Annotated in this window: 17 protein-coding genes; 5 read left to right on the forward strand and 12 right to left on the reverse strand. The window is 75.9% G+C overall.

Features of this window, described 5'->3' with window-relative positions:
- Positions 1-40: 40 nt before the first annotated feature.
- Positions 41-868: a pyrroline-5-carboxylate reductase gene (gene proC, locus J2S46_RS17945; protein WP_191288769.1), complete on the reverse strand. Its 828-nt coding sequence runs from the start codon at positions 866-868 to the stop codon at positions 41-43.
- Positions 869-1,166: 298 nt separating this feature from the next.
- On the opposite strand from proC, the gene J2S46_RS17950 reads away from it, so the two are divergent.
- Together J2S46_RS17950 and J2S46_RS17955 are read left to right on the forward strand one after the other, a co-directional pair.
- On the forward strand, positions 1,167-1,613 hold the full coding sequence (locus J2S46_RS17950) for a hypothetical protein (RefSeq protein WP_191288770.1): 447 nt from the start codon (positions 1,167-1,169) through the stop codon (positions 1,611-1,613).
- Positions 1,614-1,805: 192 nt separating this feature from the next.
- Positions 1,806-3,149 (forward strand): SCO2583/SCO2584 N-terminal domain-containing protein, encoded by a 1,344-nt coding sequence (locus tag J2S46_RS17955; protein ID WP_191288771.1) that lies wholly within the window; start codon positions 1,806-1,808, stop codon positions 3,147-3,149.
- A 13-nt stretch (positions 3,150-3,162) separates the two neighbouring features.
- Here the strand turns inward: J2S46_RS17955 and J2S46_RS17960 are convergent, their stop codons facing one another.
- The 9 genes from J2S46_RS17960 to J2S46_RS18000 all read right to left on the reverse strand — a co-directional run bounded on the left by J2S46_RS17960 (position 3,163) and on the right by J2S46_RS18000 (position 15,642).
- Positions 3,163-3,705, reverse strand: coding sequence for a hypothetical protein (locus J2S46_RS17960; RefSeq protein ID WP_191288772.1), 543 nt, complete (start codon positions 3,703-3,705; stop codon positions 3,163-3,165).
- A 119-nt stretch (positions 3,706-3,824) separates the two neighbouring features.
- Entirely contained in the window at positions 3,825-5,669 is a 1,845-nt protein-coding gene (gene ilvD, locus J2S46_RS17965) for a dihydroxy-acid dehydratase (protein ID WP_191288773.1), read from the reverse strand.
- A 165-nt stretch (positions 5,670-5,834) separates the two neighbouring features.
- On the reverse strand, positions 5,835-6,596 hold the full coding sequence (locus J2S46_RS17970; protein ID WP_191288774.1) for a class I SAM-dependent methyltransferase: 762 nt from the start codon (positions 6,594-6,596) through the stop codon (positions 5,835-5,837).
- A 43-nt stretch (positions 6,597-6,639) separates the two neighbouring features.
- Positions 6,640-7,443, reverse strand: coding sequence for a sugar phosphate isomerase/epimerase family protein (locus tag J2S46_RS17975; RefSeq protein WP_079197861.1), 804 nt, complete (start codon positions 7,441-7,443; stop codon positions 6,640-6,642).
- A 719-nt stretch (positions 7,444-8,162) separates the two neighbouring features.
- On the reverse strand, positions 8,163-9,125 hold the full coding sequence (locus J2S46_RS17980) for a Ppx/GppA family phosphatase (protein WP_191288775.1): 963 nt from the start codon (positions 9,123-9,125) through the stop codon (positions 8,163-8,165).
- Between the two features lie 281 nt (positions 9,126-9,406).
- Positions 9,407-10,297 carry a glycerophosphodiester phosphodiesterase gene (locus J2S46_RS17985; protein WP_191288776.1) on the reverse strand — a complete coding sequence of 297 codons (891 nt, stop codon included), beginning with the start codon at positions 10,295-10,297 and terminating at the stop codon, positions 9,407-9,409.
- Positions 10,298-10,490: 193 nt separating this feature from the next.
- Positions 10,491-11,813, reverse strand: a complete 1,323-nt coding sequence (locus tag J2S46_RS17990; RefSeq protein WP_191288777.1) for an SUKH-4 family immunity protein — start codon at positions 11,811-11,813, stop codon at positions 10,491-10,493.
- Complete coding sequence (locus tag J2S46_RS17995) at positions 11,810-15,106, reverse strand: toxin glutamine deamidase domain-containing protein (RefSeq protein ID WP_191288778.1); 3,297 nt, start codon at positions 15,104-15,106, stop codon at positions 11,810-11,812. The genes J2S46_RS17990 and J2S46_RS17995 overlap by 4 nt, the downstream gene beginning before the upstream one ends.
- 68 nt (positions 15,107-15,174) lie before the next feature.
- Positions 15,175-15,642: a WXG100 family type VII secretion target gene (locus J2S46_RS18000; RefSeq protein ID WP_191288779.1), complete on the reverse strand. Its 468-nt coding sequence runs from the start codon at positions 15,640-15,642 to the stop codon at positions 15,175-15,177.
- Between the two features lie 349 nt (positions 15,643-15,991).
- Here J2S46_RS18000 and J2S46_RS18005 point away from each other — a divergent pair, with 349 nt between their 5' ends.
- A complete protein-coding gene (locus J2S46_RS18005) occupies positions 15,992-16,807 on the forward strand; it encodes a DUF3109 family protein (RefSeq protein ID WP_191289022.1) in 816 nt (271 codons plus the stop codon).
- A 59-nt stretch (positions 16,808-16,866) separates the two neighbouring features.
- Here the strand turns inward: J2S46_RS18005 and J2S46_RS18010 are convergent, their stop codons facing one another.
- Positions 16,867-18,036: an NADH-quinone oxidoreductase subunit D gene (locus tag J2S46_RS18010; RefSeq protein WP_191288780.1), complete on the reverse strand. Its 1,170-nt coding sequence runs from the start codon at positions 18,034-18,036 to the stop codon at positions 16,867-16,869.
- Complete coding sequence (locus tag J2S46_RS18015) at positions 18,033-19,046, reverse strand: SAM-dependent methyltransferase (protein ID WP_191288781.1); 1,014 nt, start codon at positions 19,044-19,046, stop codon at positions 18,033-18,035. Before J2S46_RS18015 ends, J2S46_RS18010 begins: the two co-directional genes overlap by 4 nt.
- Positions 19,047-19,164: 118 nt before the next feature.
- On the opposite strand from J2S46_RS18015, the gene J2S46_RS18020 reads away from it, so the two are divergent.
- Together J2S46_RS18020 and J2S46_RS18025 are read left to right on the forward strand one after the other, a co-directional pair.
- A complete protein-coding gene (locus tag J2S46_RS18020; RefSeq protein ID WP_191288782.1) occupies positions 19,165-20,382 on the forward strand; it encodes a sensor histidine kinase in 1,218 nt (405 codons plus the stop codon).
- 114 nt (positions 20,383-20,496) lie between these two features.
- Positions 20,497-21,186: a response regulator gene (locus J2S46_RS18025; RefSeq protein ID WP_190213592.1), complete on the forward strand. Its 690-nt coding sequence runs from the start codon at positions 20,497-20,499 to the stop codon at positions 21,184-21,186.
- Positions 21,187-21,216: the final 30 nt, after the last annotated feature.

The raw sequence follows: 21,216 nt of genomic DNA on the forward strand, positions 1-21,216 counted from the left end.
GCGAGCCTACTGCCGGGCCCGCCCGCCGCCGCGGCACGGACTACTTGCCGCCGGACGCCAGCTCCCGCGAACGGTCCCGGGCCGCCTCCAGGGCGCCGAGCAGGGCCGCCCGGACACCGTGGTTCTCCAGCTCGCGGATGGCCGCGATGGTGGTGCCGGCCGGCGAGGTGACGGCCTCCCGCAGCTTGACCGGGTGCTCGCCGGAGTCGCGCAGCATCACGGACGCGCCGATCGCGGACTGCACGATCAGGTCGTGGGCGACGTGCCGGGGCAGGCCGAGCAGGATGCCCGCGTCCGTCATCGCCTCGACCAGGAAGTAGAAGTACGCCGGGCCGGAGCCGGACAGCGCGGTGGCCGCGTCCTGCTGGGACTCGGGCAGTCGCAGGGCCTTGCCGACCGAACGGAAGATCTCCTCCGCGCGCTCCAGGTGCGCCTCGGTGGCGTGCGAGCCGCCGGAGATCACCGACATGCCCTCGTCCACCAGCACCGGCGTGTTGGGCATCACCCGGACGACGGGGGTGCCGACCGCGAGCCGTGCCTCGAACCAGCGGGTGGGGATGCCGGCCGCCGCCGAGATGACCAGCCGGTCGGTGCCGACGTGCGGGGCGAGTTCCTCCAGCAGGGTGCCCATGTCCTGCGGCTTCACCGCGAGGATCAGGGTGTCGGCGAGCTTCGCGGCCTCCGCGTTGGTCACCACGCCGACGCCGTACGTCGAGGCCAGCTCGGCCGCGCGCTCCGGGCGCCGGGCGGTGACCATGACGTCCGCCGGGTCCTTGCCGGCCCGCAGCAGGCCGGAGAGCAGTGCCTCGCCGATCTTCCCGGTGCCGAGGAAGGCGATCTTCTGTCCCTGTGCTGCGCTGCTGCTCATGGCCGCTCCTTCGTACCGTCCCGACTCGGTGCTGCGGCCATCCTCGCACCGGTGCCCGCGCGGGCGGGTGCCGGTCCAGCCCGTGGGCAGCTCCGGGCCCGGCCGTTCCGCTCCCGAACACCGGGCCCGGGGCGGCGGGTTCGGCCGGGCCCGGGCCGGCCGTCCGGCGGGGCCGTCCGCGGCCCCGGAGGCGCCGGCGGCCCCGCCGCGGGGAGGTCCGCGCGGCCCTCCCGGCGTAGGGGGAAACTCGGGGTTCTCCCCTATGGCTTCCCGCGCACCGGCGGAGCACCGTGGAGACATGGCACACGGAGACTTGTCCCGACGCGAAAATCAGCAGCTCGCCGTCGCCTCCGCGACGATGGGCCCGTGGCGGACGGCCGCGGGAGTCGGTGCGGTGGTGGGCGCCGCGGCGCTCGGGGTCGATCTGATCACCGGGCACTGGTCCATGAGCATGCTCGCCGGCCCGGCCGGCTGGGCACTGTTCTTCTTCTTCCTGGTCGGCACCGTCGGCGGGCGGCTCCGCACCGACACCGGGGACCGGCGGATCCGGCGCTGGGCCGGCGAGCACCCGTGGCAGGCCGCGATGCCCGCCGCCGGGGCCCTGCTGGTCCTCAACACGCTCGCGCAGACCTTCCTCGGGGACGCGAGCCTGATCGGCGCCTTCCTGGTGTCGCTGCTGCCGGCCGGTCTGCTGCTGGCGGTCGCCGGCGTGGTGGGTTCGGTGAAGCAGGCCCGCGAGAAGTGAGCCCGGCGGGCGGCCGAGCGCCCCGGGCCCGGGACCACGGGGGTGTTCCGGGGCCCGGGGCTCGGAACGGTGCCGGGGAGACGCGGCCCGGCGGCGGACACACCGGTCGCTATCGGTCCGAACCCACCGCCCGTCGCCCGGACTTGTGCCCCTGATCATCGGGGTGTCACCCGGCGTCGGCATACTGACGCGATGCCGACAGTCGAAGATCCGGATCCCCGCCGTTCCGAGGGGTCCGACCCGGACGGGAGCGACCCGTTCGAGAACCTCGTCCTGGACGAGGAGTTCGTCAAGGGTGCCACCGTGAAGGAGCAGGCCGGGCGCACCCGGATGCTCGCCGCGCGCTGGAAGGACCAGCCGCCGGTGGACCCGGGGGCCCGCCGCACCGTCCTCGACCCGACACCGGCCCGGCCGAAGCGCCGGCTGCGCCGCGCGCCCGCGCCGGTCGACGCCTGGGGCACGCCCCGGCGCCGGGGCCGGGACCTGCGCGCGCCGCTGTTCGTACTCCTCACCGTCGCGGTCCTGCTCGCCGTGCTCAACCTGGACGGCCTGCGGGACTGGTACCGGGGCACGCGGGGCGGCCTGCCCACCTCCGCCCCCTCGGTCGCCCCGGAGACGGCCCGACCCGGCTCGGCGCCCCCGTCGCTGGCCGCGCAGAGCCCGACCGTGGACCACCCGTGGGCGGGCTCGCCCGCCGAGGGCTGGCCGGCCGGCCCGGGCGCGATCGAGCTGCCCCCGGCGCAGGCGGTCGGGGCGTTCGACGCGGATCAGGTCGCGGCCCAGCTGAAGCTGGTCAAGGACTTCCTGGTGGCGTCCAACCTGGACCCGGCGGTGATCGCCGGGGGCCGCCCGGAGACCGCGCTGGACCTGCTGGACCGGGAGGAGCGGGACGCCGCCGTCCGGGGGCTGGACCACCCGGACGGGACGGCCGACGCCACCTCCCTGTTCAGCCGCTTCGACCCGCGCGACGCGATCCCGGTGGGTGACGTCCGGGTCCTCGGCCGGATGAGCGTGGAGGGCGACGGCGAGCGGGGCGTGCTGATCCACACCGACTTCAGCTTCGTGTACGCGCTGCGCCCCGGCCCGGAGGCCGGGCGGCCGCTGCCCGGCACCAAGCCGCCGGCGAGCGCCCGGCCGGCCGCTCCGGAGAACTCGGCCGCCGCGAAGCCGGTGGCCTGGACGATCGCCGCGAAGCCGGTGGCCCGGACGATCGCCGTGGCCGAGGAGGTCGGCGGGAGCACCCGGACCGCCCGCACCGTCGTGCGGCGGGCTGACACCTACCGCTTCTACGATCCGGCCCGCTACCGGACCAACCCCAAGAAGATCAACTTCGCGGAGTTCCGCGGCGACGTGGCCAACACCGCCTGCCACGTCCAGGACGGCTTCTACCACCCGTACTTCGAGCAGTTCGCGGTGCCGGCCCCGCCCGGGCAGACGCCCCACGGGCCCGCCACCGACCCGTACGACCGGAGCACGCCGGCCCCCGTCCCCGACCCGAGCGCGGGCCCGGAGTGCGGCACCATCAGCCGCAGCTGACCGGACGGAGGGCTCAGCCCCGCCGCCTGCCGCGGCCCGGCGCCCTGGTGTCGGGCCGCCGGCTGCGGTTGGCCTGGCGCCGCTCGAACCGCTGGAGGGCCTCCTCGTGGCGGGCCCGCTCGACCGCCTCGCCGGGAGCCTCGACCAGGCTGCGGGCGAAGTAGGCGAGCAGCGCGCCCACCCCGCCGATGATCCAGACCGCGCCGAGCGACTTGTCCTCGGCCATCCAGCCGGTGAGCGACTCCCGGCCCTCGCTCAGCAGCTTCCAGTTGCGCAGGGCCGCCAGGCAGGAGCAGATCGCGACGGCGGCGACCAGCAGGCCGTGGACGAAGCCCCCGGCGTCCGACATCTGCACGCCCTGGACGCCGAAGCGCAGCAGCAGCGCGCCGGTGGCCGCGGCCAGCAGGGCGCCCACGGGGACGAGCACCCGGCGCAACCGGTAGTCGGAGCCGCGCCCGACCCAGCTGGTGCCGAACCAGCGGATGCCCGCCGGTGCGGGGGCGCCCTCGGGGGCGGGGCCGGCCGGGCTGCTGCTGGGGGTGGGGTGCTCGCTCACGGATCCGATTATCACCCGCCCGGCCCGGAACCACGTAGGAGCCGCCCCGGCTGCCGGGGCGGCTCCTACGACGTCCTGCCTGTCACCGCCTGCTGGTCCTGGCGACCCGCGGGGTGCGGTCAGCCGAGCTTGCTGACGTCCCGGACGGCGCCCTTGTCGGCCGAGGTGGCCATCGCCGCGTACGCCTTGAGCGCCTGGCTGACCTCGCGCTGCCGGTTCTTCGGCCGGTAGCCGCCCTCGGACTCCAGCTTCAGCCGGCGCTCGTGCAGCTCCTCGAAGGAGACCTGCAGGTCGACCTTCCGGGCCGGGATGTCGATCGAGATGATGTCGCCGTCCTCGACCAGCGCGATGGCCCCGCCGGATGCCGCCTCGGGCGAGGCGTGGCCGATGGAGAGGCCCGAGGTGCCGCCGGAGAACCGGCCGTCGGTGATCAGCGCGCAGGCCTTGCCCAGGCCCCGGCCCTTGAGGAAGGAGGTCGGGTAGAGCATCTCCTGCATGCCGGGGCCTCCCTTGGGGCCCTCGTAGCGGATGACGACCACGTCGCCCTCCTTGACCCGCTTGGTCAGGATCGCGTCGACGGCGTCCTCCTGGGACTCCAGCACCACGGCCGGGCCGCTGAAGGTCCAGATCGACTCGTCGACGCCGGCCGTCTTCACGATGCAGCCGTCCTCGGCGAGGTTGCCGTAGAGCACCGCGAGGCCGCCCTCGACGGAGTAGGCGTGCTCGACGCTGCGGATGCAGCCGCCCGCCGCGTCGGTGTCCAGGGTGTCCCAGCGCTCGGACTGCGAGAAGGCGGTGGCCGAGCGGACGCAGCCCGGGGCGGCGTGGAACAGCTCGACGGCCTCCGGCGACGGCGAGCCGCCGCGGATGTCCCAGCCCTTCAGCCACTCGTCGAGCGAGCCGGAGTGCACGGTGTGCACGTCCTCGTTCAGCAGCCCGCCGCGGTAGAGCTCGCCGAGGATCGCGGGGACGCCGCCGGCCCGGTGGACGTCCTCCATGTAGTACTTGCCGTTGGGCGCGACCTTCGACAGGCACGGCACCTTGCGCGAGATGGCGTCGATGGCCCGCATGTCGAAGTCCACCTCGGCCTCCTGGGCCGCGGCGAGCAGGTGCAGGATCGTGTTGGTGGAGCCGCCCATCGCGATGTCCAGCGCCATGGCGTTCTCGAACGCGGCGCGGGTGGCGATGTTGCGCGGCAGGACGGAGTAGTCGTCCTGGTGGTAGTGCCGCTTGGTGATGTCGACGATGGTGCGGCCGGCGTCCTCGTACAGCGCCTTGCGGGCGGTGTGGGTGGCCAGCACCGAGCCGTTGGCGGGCAGCGAGAGGCCGATCGCCTCGGTCAGGCAGTTCATCGAGTTGGCGGTGAACATGCCCGAGCACGACCCGCAGGTCGGACAGGCGTTCTCCTCGATGATGGCGATGTCCTCGTCCGAGACGTTCTCGTTGACGGCGTCGGAGATCGCGTTGACCAGGTCGAGCTTGCGGACGGTGCCGTCCACCAGGACGGCCTGGCCGGCCTCCATCGGGCCGCCGGAGACGAAGACGGTCGGGATGTTGAGGCGCAGCGCGGCCATCAGCATGCCCGGGGTGATCTTGTCGCAGTTCGAGATGCAGATCAGGGCGTCCGCGCAGTGCGCGTTGACCATGTACTCGACCGAGTCGGCGATCAGGTCGCGCGAGGGCAGCGAGTACAGCATGCCGGCGTGGCCCATCGCGATGCCGTCGTCCACCGCGATGGTGTTGAACTCGCGGGGGATGCCGCCGGCCGCCTGGACGGCCTCGGAGACGATCCGGCCGACCGGCTGCAGGTGGGTGTGGCCCGGCACGAACTCGGTGAAGGAGTTGGCCACCGCGATGATCGGCTTGCCGAAGTCCTCGCGGGCTACGCCGGCCGCCCGGAGAAGCGCCCGGGCGCCTGCCATGTTGCGACCGTGGGTGACCGTACGGGACTTCAGCTCGGGCACTGTGCTCCACTCCTTCGGAGGCTGCTGCGGCCGACTGCGCTGGTGGGAGGGTGCAGGGCCGCTGTTAGCTATCGAGCGTACGCCTCAGGTCCAGCGCGCGGACGCTCCGTCCGCGATGCGGTCAGTGCGGGTCGTACCGTGACCGGCCCCGGCGGCGCCGGCGCGTCAGCCCCCGGTGACCGCGACCGTGAGGTCCAGGACGTACGGCTCGGTGACCCAGCCGTCCGGGAACTCGGCGAGCAGCGCCTCCCGCTCGACCGCCAGCAGCGGCGCGCGGCGCTCGGGGGTGAGCGCCGCCAGGTACGAGCGCGAGGTGAGGTCGGTGATCACCTGGTCGACGGTGATCACCCGTTCCCAGCGCAGCACGGCGCTGCCCAGCCGCAGGCCGTACGGCTCCAGGTGCCCGACGATCTCGTTCACCGCGCCGTAGCCGTGGTAGGAGCCCTGCAGCGCCTCGGCGAGCCGGGTGCCCATCGCCCGGACCCAGCCCGTCGAGCTGTCCTTGACGTTCCACCAGGTGGCCAGCGCGCCGCCCGGGCGCAGCACCCGGAGCGCCTCGGGGACGGAGCGGGCCGGGTCCGTCCAGTGGAAGGCCTGGGCGTAGGTGATCAGGTCGGCGGTGGAGTCGTGGAAGGGCAGGTCGTTGCCGTCCCCGCGGACCAGCGGCAGCTCGGGCGAGACGGCGTGCAGGCGCCGGGCCATCCCCGGGGTGGGCTCGACGGCGGTGACCCGGGCGCCGCGCGCGGCCAGCAGCCGGGTGGCGATGCCGGTGCCCGCGCCGACGTCCAGCACGTCCGCGCCCTTCAGCGGGCGGCCGGTCAGCCGCTCCAGCTCGTCGAAGAGTGCGTCGGGGTAGCTCGGCCGGGCCCGGTCGTACTCCTCGGCGACCGCACCGAAGGACGAAGCGAGCGTGTCATGGTCCGTCATGTCTCCCCCTGCTCACAGTGGTTCGCACTCGTGCGGTCCATCGTCAGCGTACCCGGGCGGGGGTGGCCAGGTGGAGCCGGGTGAAGGCGAGCGCCTCGGCGAGGTCGGCCTCGCGTTCGGCGGCGGAGACCGAGCGGCGGGTGTTGACCTCCAGGACCACGTGGCCGTCGAAGCCGGTCCGGGCCAGGTGTTCCAGCAGTTCGGCGCAGGGCTGGCTGCCGCGGCCCGGGATCAGGTGCTCGTCCTTGCCGGAGCCGGAGCCGTCGGCCAGGTGGATGTGGGCCAGCCGGTCGCCCATCCGCCGGACCATCTCCATCGCGTCGATCCGGGAGGTGGAGGCGTGCGACAGGTCGATGGTGAAGTGCCGGTACTCCTCCTCGGTGACGTCCCAGCCGGGGGCGTAGGCGAGCATCTCGCGGTCGCGGTAGCGCCAGGGGTACATGTTCTCCACCGCGAAGCGGACGTCGGTCTCGCCCGCCATCCGCCCGATCCCCTCGACGAAGTCGCGGGCGTACTGCCGCTGCCAGCGGAACGGCGGGTGGACGACGACGGCACCGGCGCCGAGCTTCTCGGCGGCGGCCCGGGCCCGGACCAGCTTGGTCCACGGGTCGGTGGTCCACACCCGCTGGGTGATCAGCAGGCAGGGCGCGTGGACGGCCAGGATCGGCATCCGGTGGGCGTCGGAGAGCCGGCGCAGCGCCTCGACGTCCTGGCTGACCGGGTCGTTCCAGACCATCACCTCGACGCCGTCGTAGCCCAGCTTCTCGGCCAGTTCGAAGGCCACGGAGGTGGACTCGGGGTACACCGAGGCGGTGGACAGCGCGACCTTGGTGTCGGGGATGTGCAGCCCGGGGTGCTGCGGCAGGACCAGGCGGTCGGTGGTACGCAGCAGGGGCGCCGTCCGGGCGGCCCGCTTGGCGGCCTTGACGGCGCCGACGGTCCGCACGGCGCGTTTCACGGCGGCCTTCGCCGGGGTCCGGGGGGCCTTGGCCGCCCCGGCCGAGGCCTTGGCGGGGGCGGCGGCGGGGGCGGCGGCCCGGGCGCGTTCGCGGCGCCCGGCCGGCCGGCCGGGTTCCGGCGGCCCGGCGGGCACGGCCGGTGCGGCGTCCTCGGCGGCACGCCCTCGGCGGGGCGCCCTGGGCTGCTTGCCGGCTCCGGCCGGGGGCGGTCCGGCCTGCTCGGGTCCGGCCTGCGTGGTGCCGGCCTGCGTGGTGCCGGCCTGCGTGGTGCCGGTGCCGCCGGCGGTGCCCGGGTCCGGGAGTTCACCGGCGCCCGGCCGGCCTGCCTTCGCGGCCTTGCCGGCCTTGCCCGTCCCGCCCGTCCGGCCCGTCCTGCCGCCGGCCGACTTCACCGTCCGGGCGGTCCGGGAGGCCGCCTCCACCGTCCGCCTGGCGGCCGTACCCGCCCGGGCCCGGCGCGGCCCGGCCGGCCGCGGCTGCCCCGCACCGGCAGCGCGGCCCTCCTGCGTCCCGTCCTCGTCCGCTGGTTGCGCCACGGGAGACAGCGTATGCGGACACGGCCCGGAACGGGACGTAGGCGACGAACGTCACGGACCGGGCGGCGTTGTCAGCCGGTGAGGGCGGCCCGGTTGCGGTCGGCGGGGCTGTCCAGGGTGTCGAGGCGGCGCAGGATGATGCCCTCCCGCAGCGCCCACGGACAGATGTCCAGCTCGGCCAGGCCGAAGATGTCCATCGCGGCGTCCGCGACCAGGGCGCCGGCCAGCAGTTGCCGGGCCCGGCCCGGCGAGACGCCCGGGATCTGCGCCCGCTCGGCGACCGACATCGCGCAGAGCCGGGGCACCCAGGCGGACAGGCCGGACCTGGTGAGCTTGCGGGTGGTGTACTGGCCCGCGTCGGCGGGGGCGGCGCCGGTCATCCGGGCCAGCTGCTTGAAGGTCTTGGAGGTGGCCACCGCGTGGTCCGGCGCCCCGAGCCGGGCGATCTCGCCGGCCACGCTGGCGATCTCGGCCCGGATGTGGCGTCTGAGCCGGCGCAGGTCCTCCGGGTCGGCGACGTCCCCGGGGAGCCAGCCGGCCGTGAGCCGGCCCGCGCCGAGCGGCAGCGAGCAGGCCACGTCGGGCTGCTCGTCCAGGCCGCAGGCGATCTCCAGGGAGCCGCCGCCGATGTCGAGGTTGAGCAGCCGGCCGGAGGACCAGCCGAACCAGCGCCGGACGGCCAGGAACGTCAGCCGCGCCTCGTCCTGGCCGGAGAGCACCCGCAGCTCGACGCCCGTCTCCTCGGCGACCCGCCGCAGCACCTCCTCGCCGTTGCCGGCCTCCCGCACGGCGGAGGTGGCGAACGGCAGGACGTCCACCACGCCCTTGTCCTCGGCGACCCGGATCGACGAGGCGACCATGCCGATCAGCTTGTCCACGCCGCTCGCGTGGATCGAGCCCTCGGCGTCGAGCAGTTCCGCCAGCCGCAGCTCCGCCTTGTGGGAGTACGCGGGCAGCGGGGCAGCCCCGGGATGGGCGTCCACCACGAGGAAGTGGACGGTGTTGGAACCTACGTCTAGAACACCGAGTCGCATAACCGTCCACGCTACGCGATACCACCGACCACCGGTCCTGGCCCGCACATTCCGATCGGCGGGCCGGGACGTCCGGCCTCCCGCCGCCCGGCGGGGCGCGGCCGGCGGCGGAGCGCGCCCGCACCTGCGGCCGGGCGCAGCGCCGGGCGCCGTGCGGGCCGACCGCCTGACGCCCACTCAGGCGGTCGGCTCAGGTCGGTCGCTCGGGACACCGGCCCAGGGCACCGGCTCAGGGCACCGGCCCGCGGCGACGGCCCGCGGCGACGGGTGCCACCGGCGCGCTACGGGGTGCCGGCCGGGGCGGGCTGTCCGCTCCTGGGCGCGCGGCAGCGGGCGTCCACCCACGGCCGGGCCCGGTCCGGCACGTCGGTGATCAGGCCGGCCGCGTCCCGGTCGGACATCGCCTGCCAGGACGGCTCGTCGTCCAGCGTCCACACGTAGACCTGGTGCCCGGCCCGGCGTTCGGCCCCGATCCGCTCGGCGGTCGCCAGCCCCGTGTCCAGGGCCAGCCCGGCCAGCGGCAGGCCGTCCGGCGGGTCCGCCAGGCCGCCGCCCTGGATCAGCACCAGCGGCAGCCGGGGCGCCTCCTCGTGCGCCTGCCGCAGGTGGGCCGCGGAGAAGGAGTACAGGACGACGTCGGCCCGGCTGGCCGCCGCGATCCGGGCGATCCGGGCGACGTCCTCGGGCCGCTGCCACTTGATCTCCATCAGCAGCCTGGTCCTGGTGCCGGCCAGCCGGGTCAGCAGCTGTTCGAGCGTCGGAACGGGCTCCGGGCCGCCCGGGCCGACGGTGACCCGCAGGCCGGCGATCTGGGCGGCCGTCAGGGCGGCCACCTCGCCCTTGCCGTCGGTGACCCGGTCGACGGAGGAGTCGTGCATCAGGACGGGCACGCCGTCCTTGGTGGTCTGCACGTCGGTCTCCAGCCAGTCGGCGCCGCCCCGCAGGGCGGCCTCGAAGGAGGCCATGGTGTTCTCCGGGGCGGCGGCGGGCGCGCCGCGGTGGCCGATCACGACCGGCCGGTCGCAGGGCTCGGGGGCCGCGGCCACCTGCGCGCGCAGCGCGGTCACCGGGGCCGCCGGCGCCGCCCGGCCGGCGGCCGGCGCGGCGCAGCCCGCGGCGAGCACCGCCAGGGTGGCGAGCAGGGCCGCGGGCAGGCGGGGTGGAACGGTCAAGGCGGGGCTCCGGCTCGGGTCGTGCGCGTCCGGGCGGCGCTCGGACGGTTCATCAAACATGGGAGCGGGCCGGCGGGGCGAACCGGCGCGGCCCGCCGCTGCGGCAGGCCGCTGCGGGCCGGGCCGGTTCAGGAACAGTCCGGTTCAGGGCCGGAGCCGGTTCAGGGCTTGGCCGGTTCAGGCCGGGCCGGTTTCACAGCAGGCCGTCCCAGAACTGCTCGACCAGCACGGCCCACCAGTTCTCGGGGTCGTCGAAGACCGTGCGGTCGACCGCCGCCAGCCCCCACTGGAGTTCGGCGACGGCCTGCCCGGCCGCGTACGGGTGCAGGCCGCGCAGCCGGGGCAGCCGGTCCGCGAACAGCGACAGGCAGCGGACGAAGGCCGTCAGGTCCGCGTTGCAGTAGCGGGCCGTGGCGTGGTCCGGGTCGATCGCGCGGACCACGCCGCGCGCGGTGTCCACCGTGATCAGCGCCCAGCCGTCAGTGCCCAGCACCACCTGCGAGACCAGCTCCTGCGCGGCCCGGACGGTGGCCAGCGTGCCGCGCCCGAGCTCCGCCAGGTGGTCGGCCACCGACGGGAGCACCGGGCCGGGCCGGGTGCCGTCGGCGATCCCGTCCGGCAGCGGGTGGTGCAGCGCGAAGTACCCCTCGACCAGGACCGGCACGCCGACCCCGAGCAGCGCCCGGGCGGTCACCTCCGGCAGGTCCGCCCGGCCGACGTCGGCCGGGTCGAAGCGGCGGACGCCGGCCGGGCCGAACTGCTCCGCCAGCCGGGCCGCCAGGGGCCGGTCGTGCTCGGCCGCGGCCGCGGGCACCGAGCGGGGGAACGGCACCCGGTTGCGCCGGGCGGGCGCGGGCTGCCCCGGCTCCGCGGCGGGCTCCGGCAACGCCCGCAGGGCCTGCGCCCTGGCGTCCGCGCGCGGCCCGTAGGGGATCTCGAACCCGACCTGGACGGCGGGCAGTTCGGCGGCCAGCGCGTGCGCCCAGTAGCCGCCGGGCAGGGCTCCGATCCGCAGGTCGGTGCGCACCGACAGCACGTCCTCGGCCCGGACGCCCTGCTGCTGCAGCTGTCGCCAGGCGCGCAGCGCGGGGTGCGCCAGGCCCGGCTCGGAGCGCAGCGCCAGGGCCCGGGTGCCGCCGAGTTCGTCCCGGTAGGTCAGTTCGGCGCGGGCGCCGGGACCGGTGGCGGGCGGCAGCGCCGGGTCGTAGCAGCCGGCGCCGAGACTGTCGCGGTAGAACCGGACCACCTCGGGGACGGGGACGGACGGCCAGACGCTGAGCGCGCCGGTTGCGCGGTCGACCACCGCGCAGGCCGCGCCGATCTCCTCGGGCGCCCGGCGTTCCCCGGTCAGCGGGTCGACCCGGACCGGCGAGGGGTCCGCCCACAGCACCCAGCCGAGGTCGAACTCGTGGGCGTGCACCGCCCGGCTGCCGGTGGCGGCGTCGGCGGACGCCCGGGGCAGGTCACCGTTGATCCAGCGGTGGGCGGCGTCGATCGCCTGCGCGCGGGTGGTCACGAGTCGGCGCTCCTGGTGCTGGTGGTGCTGCTGGGGTCGGTGGTGCTGGTTGTGTTGCCGGTGCTGCTCGTGCTGCCGTCGGTGCCGTCCGGGCTGCCGCTGCCGGTGGTGCTGCCGGTGGTGCTGCCGGTGGTGCTGCCGGTGGTGCTGCCGGCATCGGCGGCGGCCTCGGCGCTGCCGGCATCGGCGGCGGCCTCGGCGCTGCCGGCCCCGGCGCCGGCGCCGGCCGGGGCATCCGGCACCTCCGCCACGGCCGGTGCCTGCGCAACGGCTGCCGCCTCGGCGACGGCCACCGCCTCCGGTACGGCCGGACGGGCCCGGCGCTCCGCGAGGTCCAGCGGACGGCAGTCCGGGTCGAGGGCGATCGCCCACAGGCCGTGGTCCGCGCTGTGCAGCGGTTCCGGGCCCTGACGGCCGGTCTGGTGGTCCAGGTAGGTCACGGCCTCCTGGTGGTGGACGGCGTTCCAGGCGTGCGAGCGCCCGTACGCGTCCAGCGTGAGCAGGACGGCCTGGGCGCCGTGTCCGGCCCGGCGCAGCGCTCCGGCCAGCCGCTCGAAGGCCTCGGCCCCCTCGCCCAGGTCCCGGAACGGCGCGCCGAGTTCGCGCTCCGCGCGGTCGCGTCCGCCGCGCTCGCCGGCCCCGCCCTCGGTGGGGATCCGCGGAGCGGCGCAGGCCGGACGGCCGGTGAAGGTGTCCACGGCGGAGAGGGCGATCTCCAGGGCGTTGTTGGCCCGGCCCGGCTCGCGGTGGCCGGCGGCGTTGACCACCTCGGCCCAGCCGCCGGCGGCCGGGGCGGGGTGCCGGGCCGGCAGGCCGTCCGCGCCCTTGGGCACCCGGCGCTCCAGCTCGGCCTGCTCCTGCGGGTCTACCGGGCCCAGCCCGCCGGGCACCCCGTACGGGCGGCTGTCGGCGATGCAGCGGACCCGCACGGCCTGGTCCGGCTCCTCCTCGCCCTGGTCGCGGGCGGCCCGCGAGGCCAGGTGCAGGGCCAGCAGCTGGGCGGTGGCCACCGGCGCGACCCAGGGCGCGGTGCCCTCGCCCGGCCCGTGCTCGCCCCGGCGGCGCGCCTCGCCGGCCCCGTGGCCGGCGCCCGCGCCCGCACCGGCGCCGCCACCGCCGCCTTCGGGCCCGGCACGGCCGGGGCCGGGGGCCAGGATCGGCCCCGTCCCGATCGGCACCGGGCCGGTGGTGCCGGCCCCGGCGCGCGATCCGCCCGTTGCCGCTCCCTGGCGGGCCTCGGCCGGCTGTCCGCCCGCACCGGCGGCCGAACCGCCCGCACCGGCCCCGCCCGCACCGGGCCCACCGGCGGCCGGCGTCCCGGCCCCCGGCACGCCGACCACAGCGGCACCGGCGCCGCTCGCGCCCGAGCCGCCCTGGGCCCCGCCCGAGGAGGGCAGGTGCCCCGCGCCGGCCGCCGAACCGCCACCCACGAACCCACCGCCGCCGGCGCTGCCGCCGGCACCACCACCGCCACCGAACGCACCGCCGGCGCCGAAGCTTCCGCCCCCGGGGAGCGACCCGGACACGCCGTAGCCACCACCGCCCGAGGAGGAGGCACCGCCGGGGACGTACCCGCCTGAGGCGCCCGAGCCGCCGGCCCCGCCGCCGGCCGGACCGCCGCCCGCGAAGTGGCCGCCGCTCGCGACCGGGCCCCCGGCGCCGTACCCGCCGGCGTGGTCCAGGTCGGGGGCCGGCGGGGCGAGGACGGAGTCGGTGCGCACCGAGACCGGGGCGCCCGCGCCGTGGGACGGCGCCGGCGGCGCCTCGACCGGGGCCGAGGGCGCGTAGCCACCCGCGGAGACCGGGCCGTACCCGCCGCCCGCGTGCCCGGACCCGCCCGCCGGGGCGGGGCGTTCGGGCCGGCCCACGGAGGTGTCCACGGCCGGGCCGGCCGACGGTCCGCCGCCGTTGCCGTTGTCCCAGGGGCCGGCGGCCGCGCCAACCGGACCGGTCCGGATCCGGACGTCCGGCCCGGCGCCGCCGGCCGTCACGTCCACCAGCGGGCCCGCCCCGGGAGCGCCGCCACCCGGCTGACCCGAGCCCGGCAGGCCCGAGCCGGGCGGGCCGGACCCTGGCAGGCCCTGGCCGGGCAGCTCCGAACCGGGCAGACCCGAGCCCGGGACGGCGTCCAGGCCGGTGCCGAACGGCGGCTTCCCGCCGGGGGCTGCGTGCTGGGTGAGGTCGACCGCGACCACCGGCTTGCCGTCCGGACCGTTCAGGACGGTCCGGCCGTCGGGGCCGACCTGTGGCCTGCCGTGCTCGTCCAGTTCGACCGTCAGCCCCTCCACCGCGACCACCGGCCTGCCGTCCTTGCCGACCACCAGCGTGAGCCCGGTCGGGTCGGCCACCTCGGTGCCGTCGGCCCGCAGGATCACCGGGTTGCCCTGCTCGTCGAGGGCCGGCCGGCCGTTCTCGTCCAGCTTGACGGTCAGCCCCTCGACCCCGACCACGGGCTTGCCCTGCTCGTCCAGCCGGACGGTCAGCCCGGCGCCGCCGGCGCCGAGCACACCGGGCTCGCCCAGCGCGGCGGGCAGCCCGGCCGCGGCCGGGTCGAAGCCGCCCTTGGCGCTCAGCACCTCGGACATGGTGGGGACGTCGGCGGGGCCGACGTGGGCCGTCCCCGCGCCGGCGATCCGGGTCAGCGCGGTGAGGGCCGGCTCCTTCACGGCGCTCTGCACCGCGGCCTTCATGGCCCGGCCGAGTTCCTCCAGCAGCCCGGCGACCTTCAGCCGCGCGGCCTCCACCGCCACCGTCCTCACCGCGTCGGCGACGGTGTCCGCGGCGGCGTCCTTGACCTTGGCGGCCACCGCGCCGACCGAGTGCACCACCGCGCCGAACACGCCCTGGGTGTGCTGCGAGCCGGTGGCGGCGGTGGAGACCTGGGCGGCGGTCTGCTTGGCCGCGGCGGCGTGCTCCTCGGCCTGCTTCAGGTCCTCGGCGAGCGCGGTCAGGGTGGAGACCAGCTCCGCCTTGCAGGTGTCGGTGGCCAGGGCCGCCGTCTCGAAGGCCTTGGCGACCAGTTCGGCGGCGTGCTGCGCGTCGTCCAGGTGCCCGCGGCCGCCGCCGCTGAAGGTCTGCCAGTGGTCGGCGAAGGCCTCCACCGCGCGGCCGGAGTTCTCCCCGGTGACCCGGCCGGCCGAGGCCCCGCCGCGGCGCCCGAGCCGTTCGCTCTCGGTGGCGAACTCCCGCCACAGCCCGGCCGCCCGGCGCAGTCCGTCCTCGTCCGCCTGCGGCCAGGCGTGACCCAGCAGGGCCAGTACCGGGGCGAGTTCCTCGGGCAGCTTCCGGGACACGCGGTTCCCCCTTCGAAGAGCGACATGCGACGGCGCGCCGTACGGGCGTACGGGCGCGAACAGCGGTCTCAGGCCGCCGGGCCGGGCCGGGCCGGGCCGCCGACGGGACCCGCGGCGAACCCCCCGCCAGGGTGGACGACGCCACCGGGGGCGGAGGTTGCGGTGCGGCCGAAGTCGGCCGAGATGCCGGAGTCGGTGTCCGCCACCGAGTCGGCCATGGTGTGCAGGCCGGTGCCGATCTTCCCGAGGCGGTCGGCGATGCCGTGCAGCCCGCCGAGCACCGCCTCGCGGGCCTCCTGGTAGCTGCCGCCGAACCCGCTGCCGGGCTCGTCCTGCCCCCAGGGGGTGCCGAGCCCCGCCAGCGACTGTTCCAGGCCGAGCGCGGCCCGGACGAAGTCGTTGGAGATCTGCTCGAACTCCCGGCCCTCGCCGTGCATCTCCCACGGCTTGACCGAGAAGTGCTCCCCCGGGCCGGCCCCGCCGCCCGTGGGCGTACCGCCGCCGCCCGTACCGCCGTTGGCCTTGCTGCTGCTCATCCCCGTACCTCCCCGTAGCGGACCTCGTCCCGAGGGCCGCCTTCGGTGCGCGGCCGGCGGGACGACTCCGGCGGCCGCCATCCTAGGGCGCCCGGCCCGGCCGCCGAGGGGCGCGGCGGCCTTTTCACCCCGCCTTCACGTCCGGCTCCACGTCCGGCGGCCGCCCGGCCCGGCCCGGCCGCCGCCGTCCGGCCGGTGAAATCGTGGCAAATGCCTCGGCCGTGAGCTGATCCGCACCCCCCGAAGGCTCTACCCTTGCCGAGTGGCAGCAGCAGAGACCTCGAAGAACGTCCCGCACGACTCCCCCGCCAAGCCCAAGAAGCCGAAGCCGGTCGCGGTCGACCTCGCGATGCCGACCCGGCGCCCGGAGGTGCCGCTCGACTTCCCCCGCGCCTGGGTGGAGTTCACCGACCCGGAGGACGACGAGCAGGTCTTCCGCTGCGACCTCACCTGGCTGACCTCCCGCTGGAGCTGCATCTTCGGCAAGGGCTGCCACGGCATCCGGCCGGGGCGCGGCGAGTCCGACGGCTGCTGCACGCTGGGCGCGCACTACTCGGACGAGGACGACGAGAAGCGGGTGGCCGGGCACGCCGCCCGGCTCACCCCGGAGACCTGGGAGCTGTTCGAGCACGGCACCGACGCCAAGGGCCGGATCAAGGTCGACGGCGGCATCACCATGTTCGACGAGGACGGCGACCGCCAGACCCGCCGGGTCGACGGCGCCTGCGTCTTCCTCAACCGCCCGGGCTTCCCCGGCGGCGAGGGCTGCGCCCTGCACACCCTGGCCCTGAAGGAGGGCAAGGAGCCGCTGGAGACCAAGCCGGACGTCTGCTGGCAGCTGCCGGTCCGCCGCACCTACGACTGGATCGACCGCCCGGACGACACCCGCTACCTCCAGGTCACCATCGGCGAGTACGACCGCCGCGGCTGGGGTCCCGGCGGCCACGACCTGCACTGGTGGTGCACCGGCAGCCCGGAGGCGCACAACGGCCCCGACCCCGTGTACGTCAGCTACCGCCCCGAGCTCACCGAGTTGATGGGCGCGGGGGCGTACCAGGTGCTGGCCGGCCTGTGCGAGGAGCGGATCGCCACCAAGGGCGACCGCAAGGTGGCCCCGCACCCGGCCGACCCGGCGCCCGCGCCGAAGAAGCCCAAGCACAAGTAGGCCGGGCGGCCGGCCGAGGAACGAACGCGGGGGCCGCTCCCCGGGGAGCGGCCCCCGCGTCACTTGTCGATGTCGCCGACCACGAAGAACATCGAGCCGAGGATCGCCACCATGTCGGCGACCAGGGTGCCGGGCAGCAGCTCGGTGAGCGCCTGGATGTTGTTGTACGAGGCCGAGCGGAGCTTCAGCCGCCAGGGCGTCTTGTCGCCGCGCGAGACCAGGTAGTAGCCGTTGATGCCGAGCGGGTTCTCGGTCCAGGCGTAGGTGGTGCCCTCCGGGGCCTTGAGGACCTTGGGCAGCCGCAGGTTGACCGGGCCGGGCGCCAGCGTGGCCAGCTTGTCCAGGCAGGCGTCGGCGAGGTCCAGCGAGTTGACGGTCTGCTCCAGCAGGCACTCGAAGCGGGCCAGGCAGTCGCCCTCCTCCCGGGTGACCACGGTCAGCACCCCCCGCAGCTCCTCCGAGCCGTACGCGAGGTAGGGCTCGTCACGCCGCAGGTCGAGGTCGACGCCGCTGGCCCGGGCGATCGGGCCGCTCACCCCGTACGCGTGCACGTGCTCCTGGGAGAGCACGCCGACGCCGGCGGTGCGGGCCCGGAAGATCTCGTTGCCGAGCACCAGGTCCTCGAAGACCGGCAACTGGGAGCGGACGGTGGCGACCGCCGCCCGGACCCGGCCGAGCCAGCCGGCCGGCAGGTCCTCCTTGAGGCCGCCGACCCGGTTGAACATGTAGTGCATCCGGCCGCCGGAGGCCTCCTCCAGCACGTGCTGGAGCTCCTCGCGGCCGTGGAAGGCGTGGAAGACGGGGGTGATCCCGCCGAGCTCCAGCGGGTAGGAGCCGAGGAACATCAGGTGGTTCAGCACCCGGTTCAGCTCGGCCAGCATGGTCCGGATCCAGACCGCTCGCTCGGGCACCTCCATGCCGAGCATCCGCTCCACCGCGAGCACCACGCCGAGTTCGTTGGCGAAGGCCGACAGCCAGTCGTGGCGGTTGGCGAGCATGATGATCTGGCGGTAGTCGCGGGCCTCGAAGAGCTTCTCGGCGCCCCGGTGCATGTAGCCGATCACCGGCTCGGCGGAGACGATCCGCTCGCCGTCCAGCACCAGCTTCAGGCGCAGCACGCCGTGCGTGGACGGGTGCTGCGGGCCGATGTTGAGCACCATGTCCGTGGTGCCCGGTTCGCCCGAAAAGTTTTCCGCACCCGCGCCGATGCCGACCGTGGTCTCCCTCATGGCACCAGAGTCTGCCATCCCGCGAGCCCCGCCAGGCTCGGCGGTCCCGGCATCCGGACGGGCTGCGCCAGCCAGCCGAAGGCCCCCAGCCCCGCCGGGTCGGTCAGCTCGGCCGCCTCCCCCGCCCCGCCGAGCGCCCGCAGGTAGGCCGCCGGGTCGCTGGACGCCAGGGCCAGCGGCGGCCGGGCGCCGCTCACGCCGAGGGCCCGCAGCGCTTCGCGCTGCGTCGTCCACAGGCTGTGGACACCGGGCACGGCCACCGCGTCCAGCGCCACGTGGGCGGTGACGTCGCAGGAGCCGTCCGGCACCGGGCTCACCTCCCGGCCGTCCCGGAACCCGGTGAGGGTGCCGAACGGCGGGCGGTGGCCGGTGGTGTGCGCGTAGTCCACCGCCACCGCCAGCCCGGCCGCCAGCGAGCCCACCGCACCCGCCCAGGCCTCGTCCCGCGGTCCGCCCAGCTCGACGAAGTCCCCCGGTTCGCGCACCGGCCACCAGCGCTCGGCCCAGCGGCGGTCGGCCTCGGAGACGGGGGCGCCCGGCCGCTGCCCGCCGCTCGCGGTGTCCACCTCGGTGTAGCGCAGCACCCCGTCCCGGCCGACCTCGGCGAGGTCCAGCGGCACGTTGTCCAGCCACTCGTTGGCGAACAGCAGCCCGGTGACGCCGGCCGGCGGGACGTCCGTCCACCGGACCTCGGCCGGCAGGCCCGGCGGCCGGGCCGCCAGCTCCACCCCGTACGGGCGCAGCCGGCCGGCCAGCTCGGCGGGCACCGCGGCCAGCACCCCGGTCAGCAGCTCGCCGCGCCCCGCACCGACGTCGACGAAGGCCAGCTCCGCCGGGTGGCCGAGCGCCCGGTCCACCTCGCCGAGCAGCCGGGCGACCGCCCGGGCGTACAGCCCCGAGGCGTGCACGGAGGTCCGGAAGTGGCCGGCCGGGCCCTCCGGCCTGCGGTAGAAGCCCTCCGCGCCGTACAGCGCCTGTTCCATGGCGGGCCGCCACCGCATCCAAGTCATAGGGGTCGACGCTACCGGGAGCCGGACCCGGCCCGGGGTTCGTCTCCGACCTAGGGAGTAGAAGGGATCGCCCTCCCGGCGGACCTGGGAGCACTCCGCGACTGCCTAGGCTGGACACGTGCATCGACTCAACGCCTGGCTCCGCCGACACCCCATGGTGGCCGACTCCGCCTGGGCGCTGCTGTTGCTGCTCCTCGGCCTGCTGCCGGACGACAGCGAACACGGCTGGCGGCTTGTCGTGCACTACCTGATCGCGGTCGCCGTCCCGCTGCTGATGGTGTTCCGGCGCCGCAACCCGGACCTCACCCTGGCGCTGGCGGTGACCCTCGGCCTCGGCCAGATCGCACTGGACGTCAACCCCGCGGCCTCCAGCATCGGGTACCTGGTCTTCGCCTACACGGGCGCCGCCTTCGGCTCCACCTGGGCGTCCCGGCTGGCGCTCGGCGCCGGACTGGCCGCCGGCCCGCTGACCCTCTGGCGCTTCCCCACCGGCTCGGTGGACGAGCAGGGCGAACCGATCGGTCCGCACTACAGCGTCATGCAGAGCCTGCTGCTGGCCACCCTGATGTCCACCCCGTTCGTGCTCTGCTGGGCCTGGGGCCGGCTGACCCGGGTGCGCCGGGCGTACCTGGTGGAGCTGGAGGACCGGGCCGCCCGGCTGGAGCGCGAGCGGGACGCGCAGGCGAAGGTCGCGGTGGCGGCCGAACGGGCCCGGATCGCCCGGGAGCTGCACGACGTGGTGGCGCACAACGTCTCGGTGATGATCGTCCAGGCGGACGGCGCCGCGTACGTGCTCGACAACTCGCCGCAGCAGGCCAAGGAGGCGCTCGGCACCATCGCGTCCACCGGCCGCCAGGCGCTGGTGGAGATGCGCCGGCTGCTCGGCGTGCTGCGCACGGCCGGCACCGCCGAGGAGTACATGCCGCAGCCCGGCGTGGAGGAGCTGCCCGAGCTGCTCGACCAGGTCCGCACGGCCGGCCTGCCGGTCGACTTCACCGCCTCCGGCGACGCCCGCGAGCTGCCCCGGGGGGTCGAGCTGACGGTCTACCGGATCGTCCAGGAGGCGCTGACCAACGTCCGCAAGCACGGCGGCCCGGACGCCCGGGCCAAGGTCGCGGTGGACTTCGGCGAGCGGGAGCTGGCCGTGCTGATCGAGGACGACGGCCGGGGCACCACCTCCGAGCAGCTGACCGGCGGCGGGACCGACGGTCTCGGGCATGGTCTGATCGGCATGCGGGAGCGGGTCGGGATGGTCAGCGGCAGTCTCGACGTCGGCCCCAGGCCCGGCGGCGGGTTCCGGATCCGCGCCGTCCTGCCGCTCAAGGCGGCCAAGTAGGCCGGGCCGTCGAGCAGAGCCGGTGCGTCCCGTCCGGGCGTCCGTGTCACGGTCCGGGCGACCACGTCCGCGATCCAGTCCGAGCAAGAACCAGTCCGTGCAAGAGGGAGAGCCATGACCATCCGCGTGATGCTCGTCGACGACCAGGAGCTGCTGCGCACCGGCTTCCGGATGGTCCTGCAGTCGCAGGGCGACATCGAGATCACCGCGGAGGCCGGTGACGGCGCGCAGGCTCTGGAGGTGCTGCGGCACACCGAGGTGGACGTGATCCTGATGGACGTCCGGATGCCGCGGCTGGACGGCGTCCAGGCCACCCGGCGGATCTGCCTGTCCGCCGACGGCACGCCGCTGCCGGGCGCTCCGCACGTGCTCATCCTCACCACCTTCGACCTGGACGAGTACGCCTTCGCCGCGCTGAAGGCGGGGGCCAGCGGCTTCCTGCTCAAGGACGTCCCGCCGACCGAGCTGGTCGCGGCGATCCGCTCGGTCCACGCCGGTGACGCCGTGGTCGCGCCGACCACCACCCGCCGCATGATCGACCGCTTCGCCGAGGTGCTGCCCACGGTCGGCGCGGCCCCCGCCGCCAACACCCTGGCCCCGCTCACCGACCGGGAGCGGGAGGTCTTCCTGCTGGTCGCGCAGGGCCTGTCGAACAGCGAGATCGCCGCCCGGCTGGTGCTCTCCGAGGCCACCGTGAAGACCCATGTCGGCCGGATCCTGGCCAAGCTGGGCCTGCGCGACCGGGTGCAGGCCGTGGTGCTGGCGTACGAGGCCGGCCTGGTCCGGGCCGGCGCCGGGGAGTAGCGGCGCCGGCGGCGGGCCGGCCCGGGCGGC

The organism is Kitasatospora herbaricolor (genome assembly GCF_030813695.1).
Lineage (GTDB): Bacteria > Actinomycetota > Actinomycetes > Streptomycetales > Streptomycetaceae > Kitasatospora > Kitasatospora herbaricolor.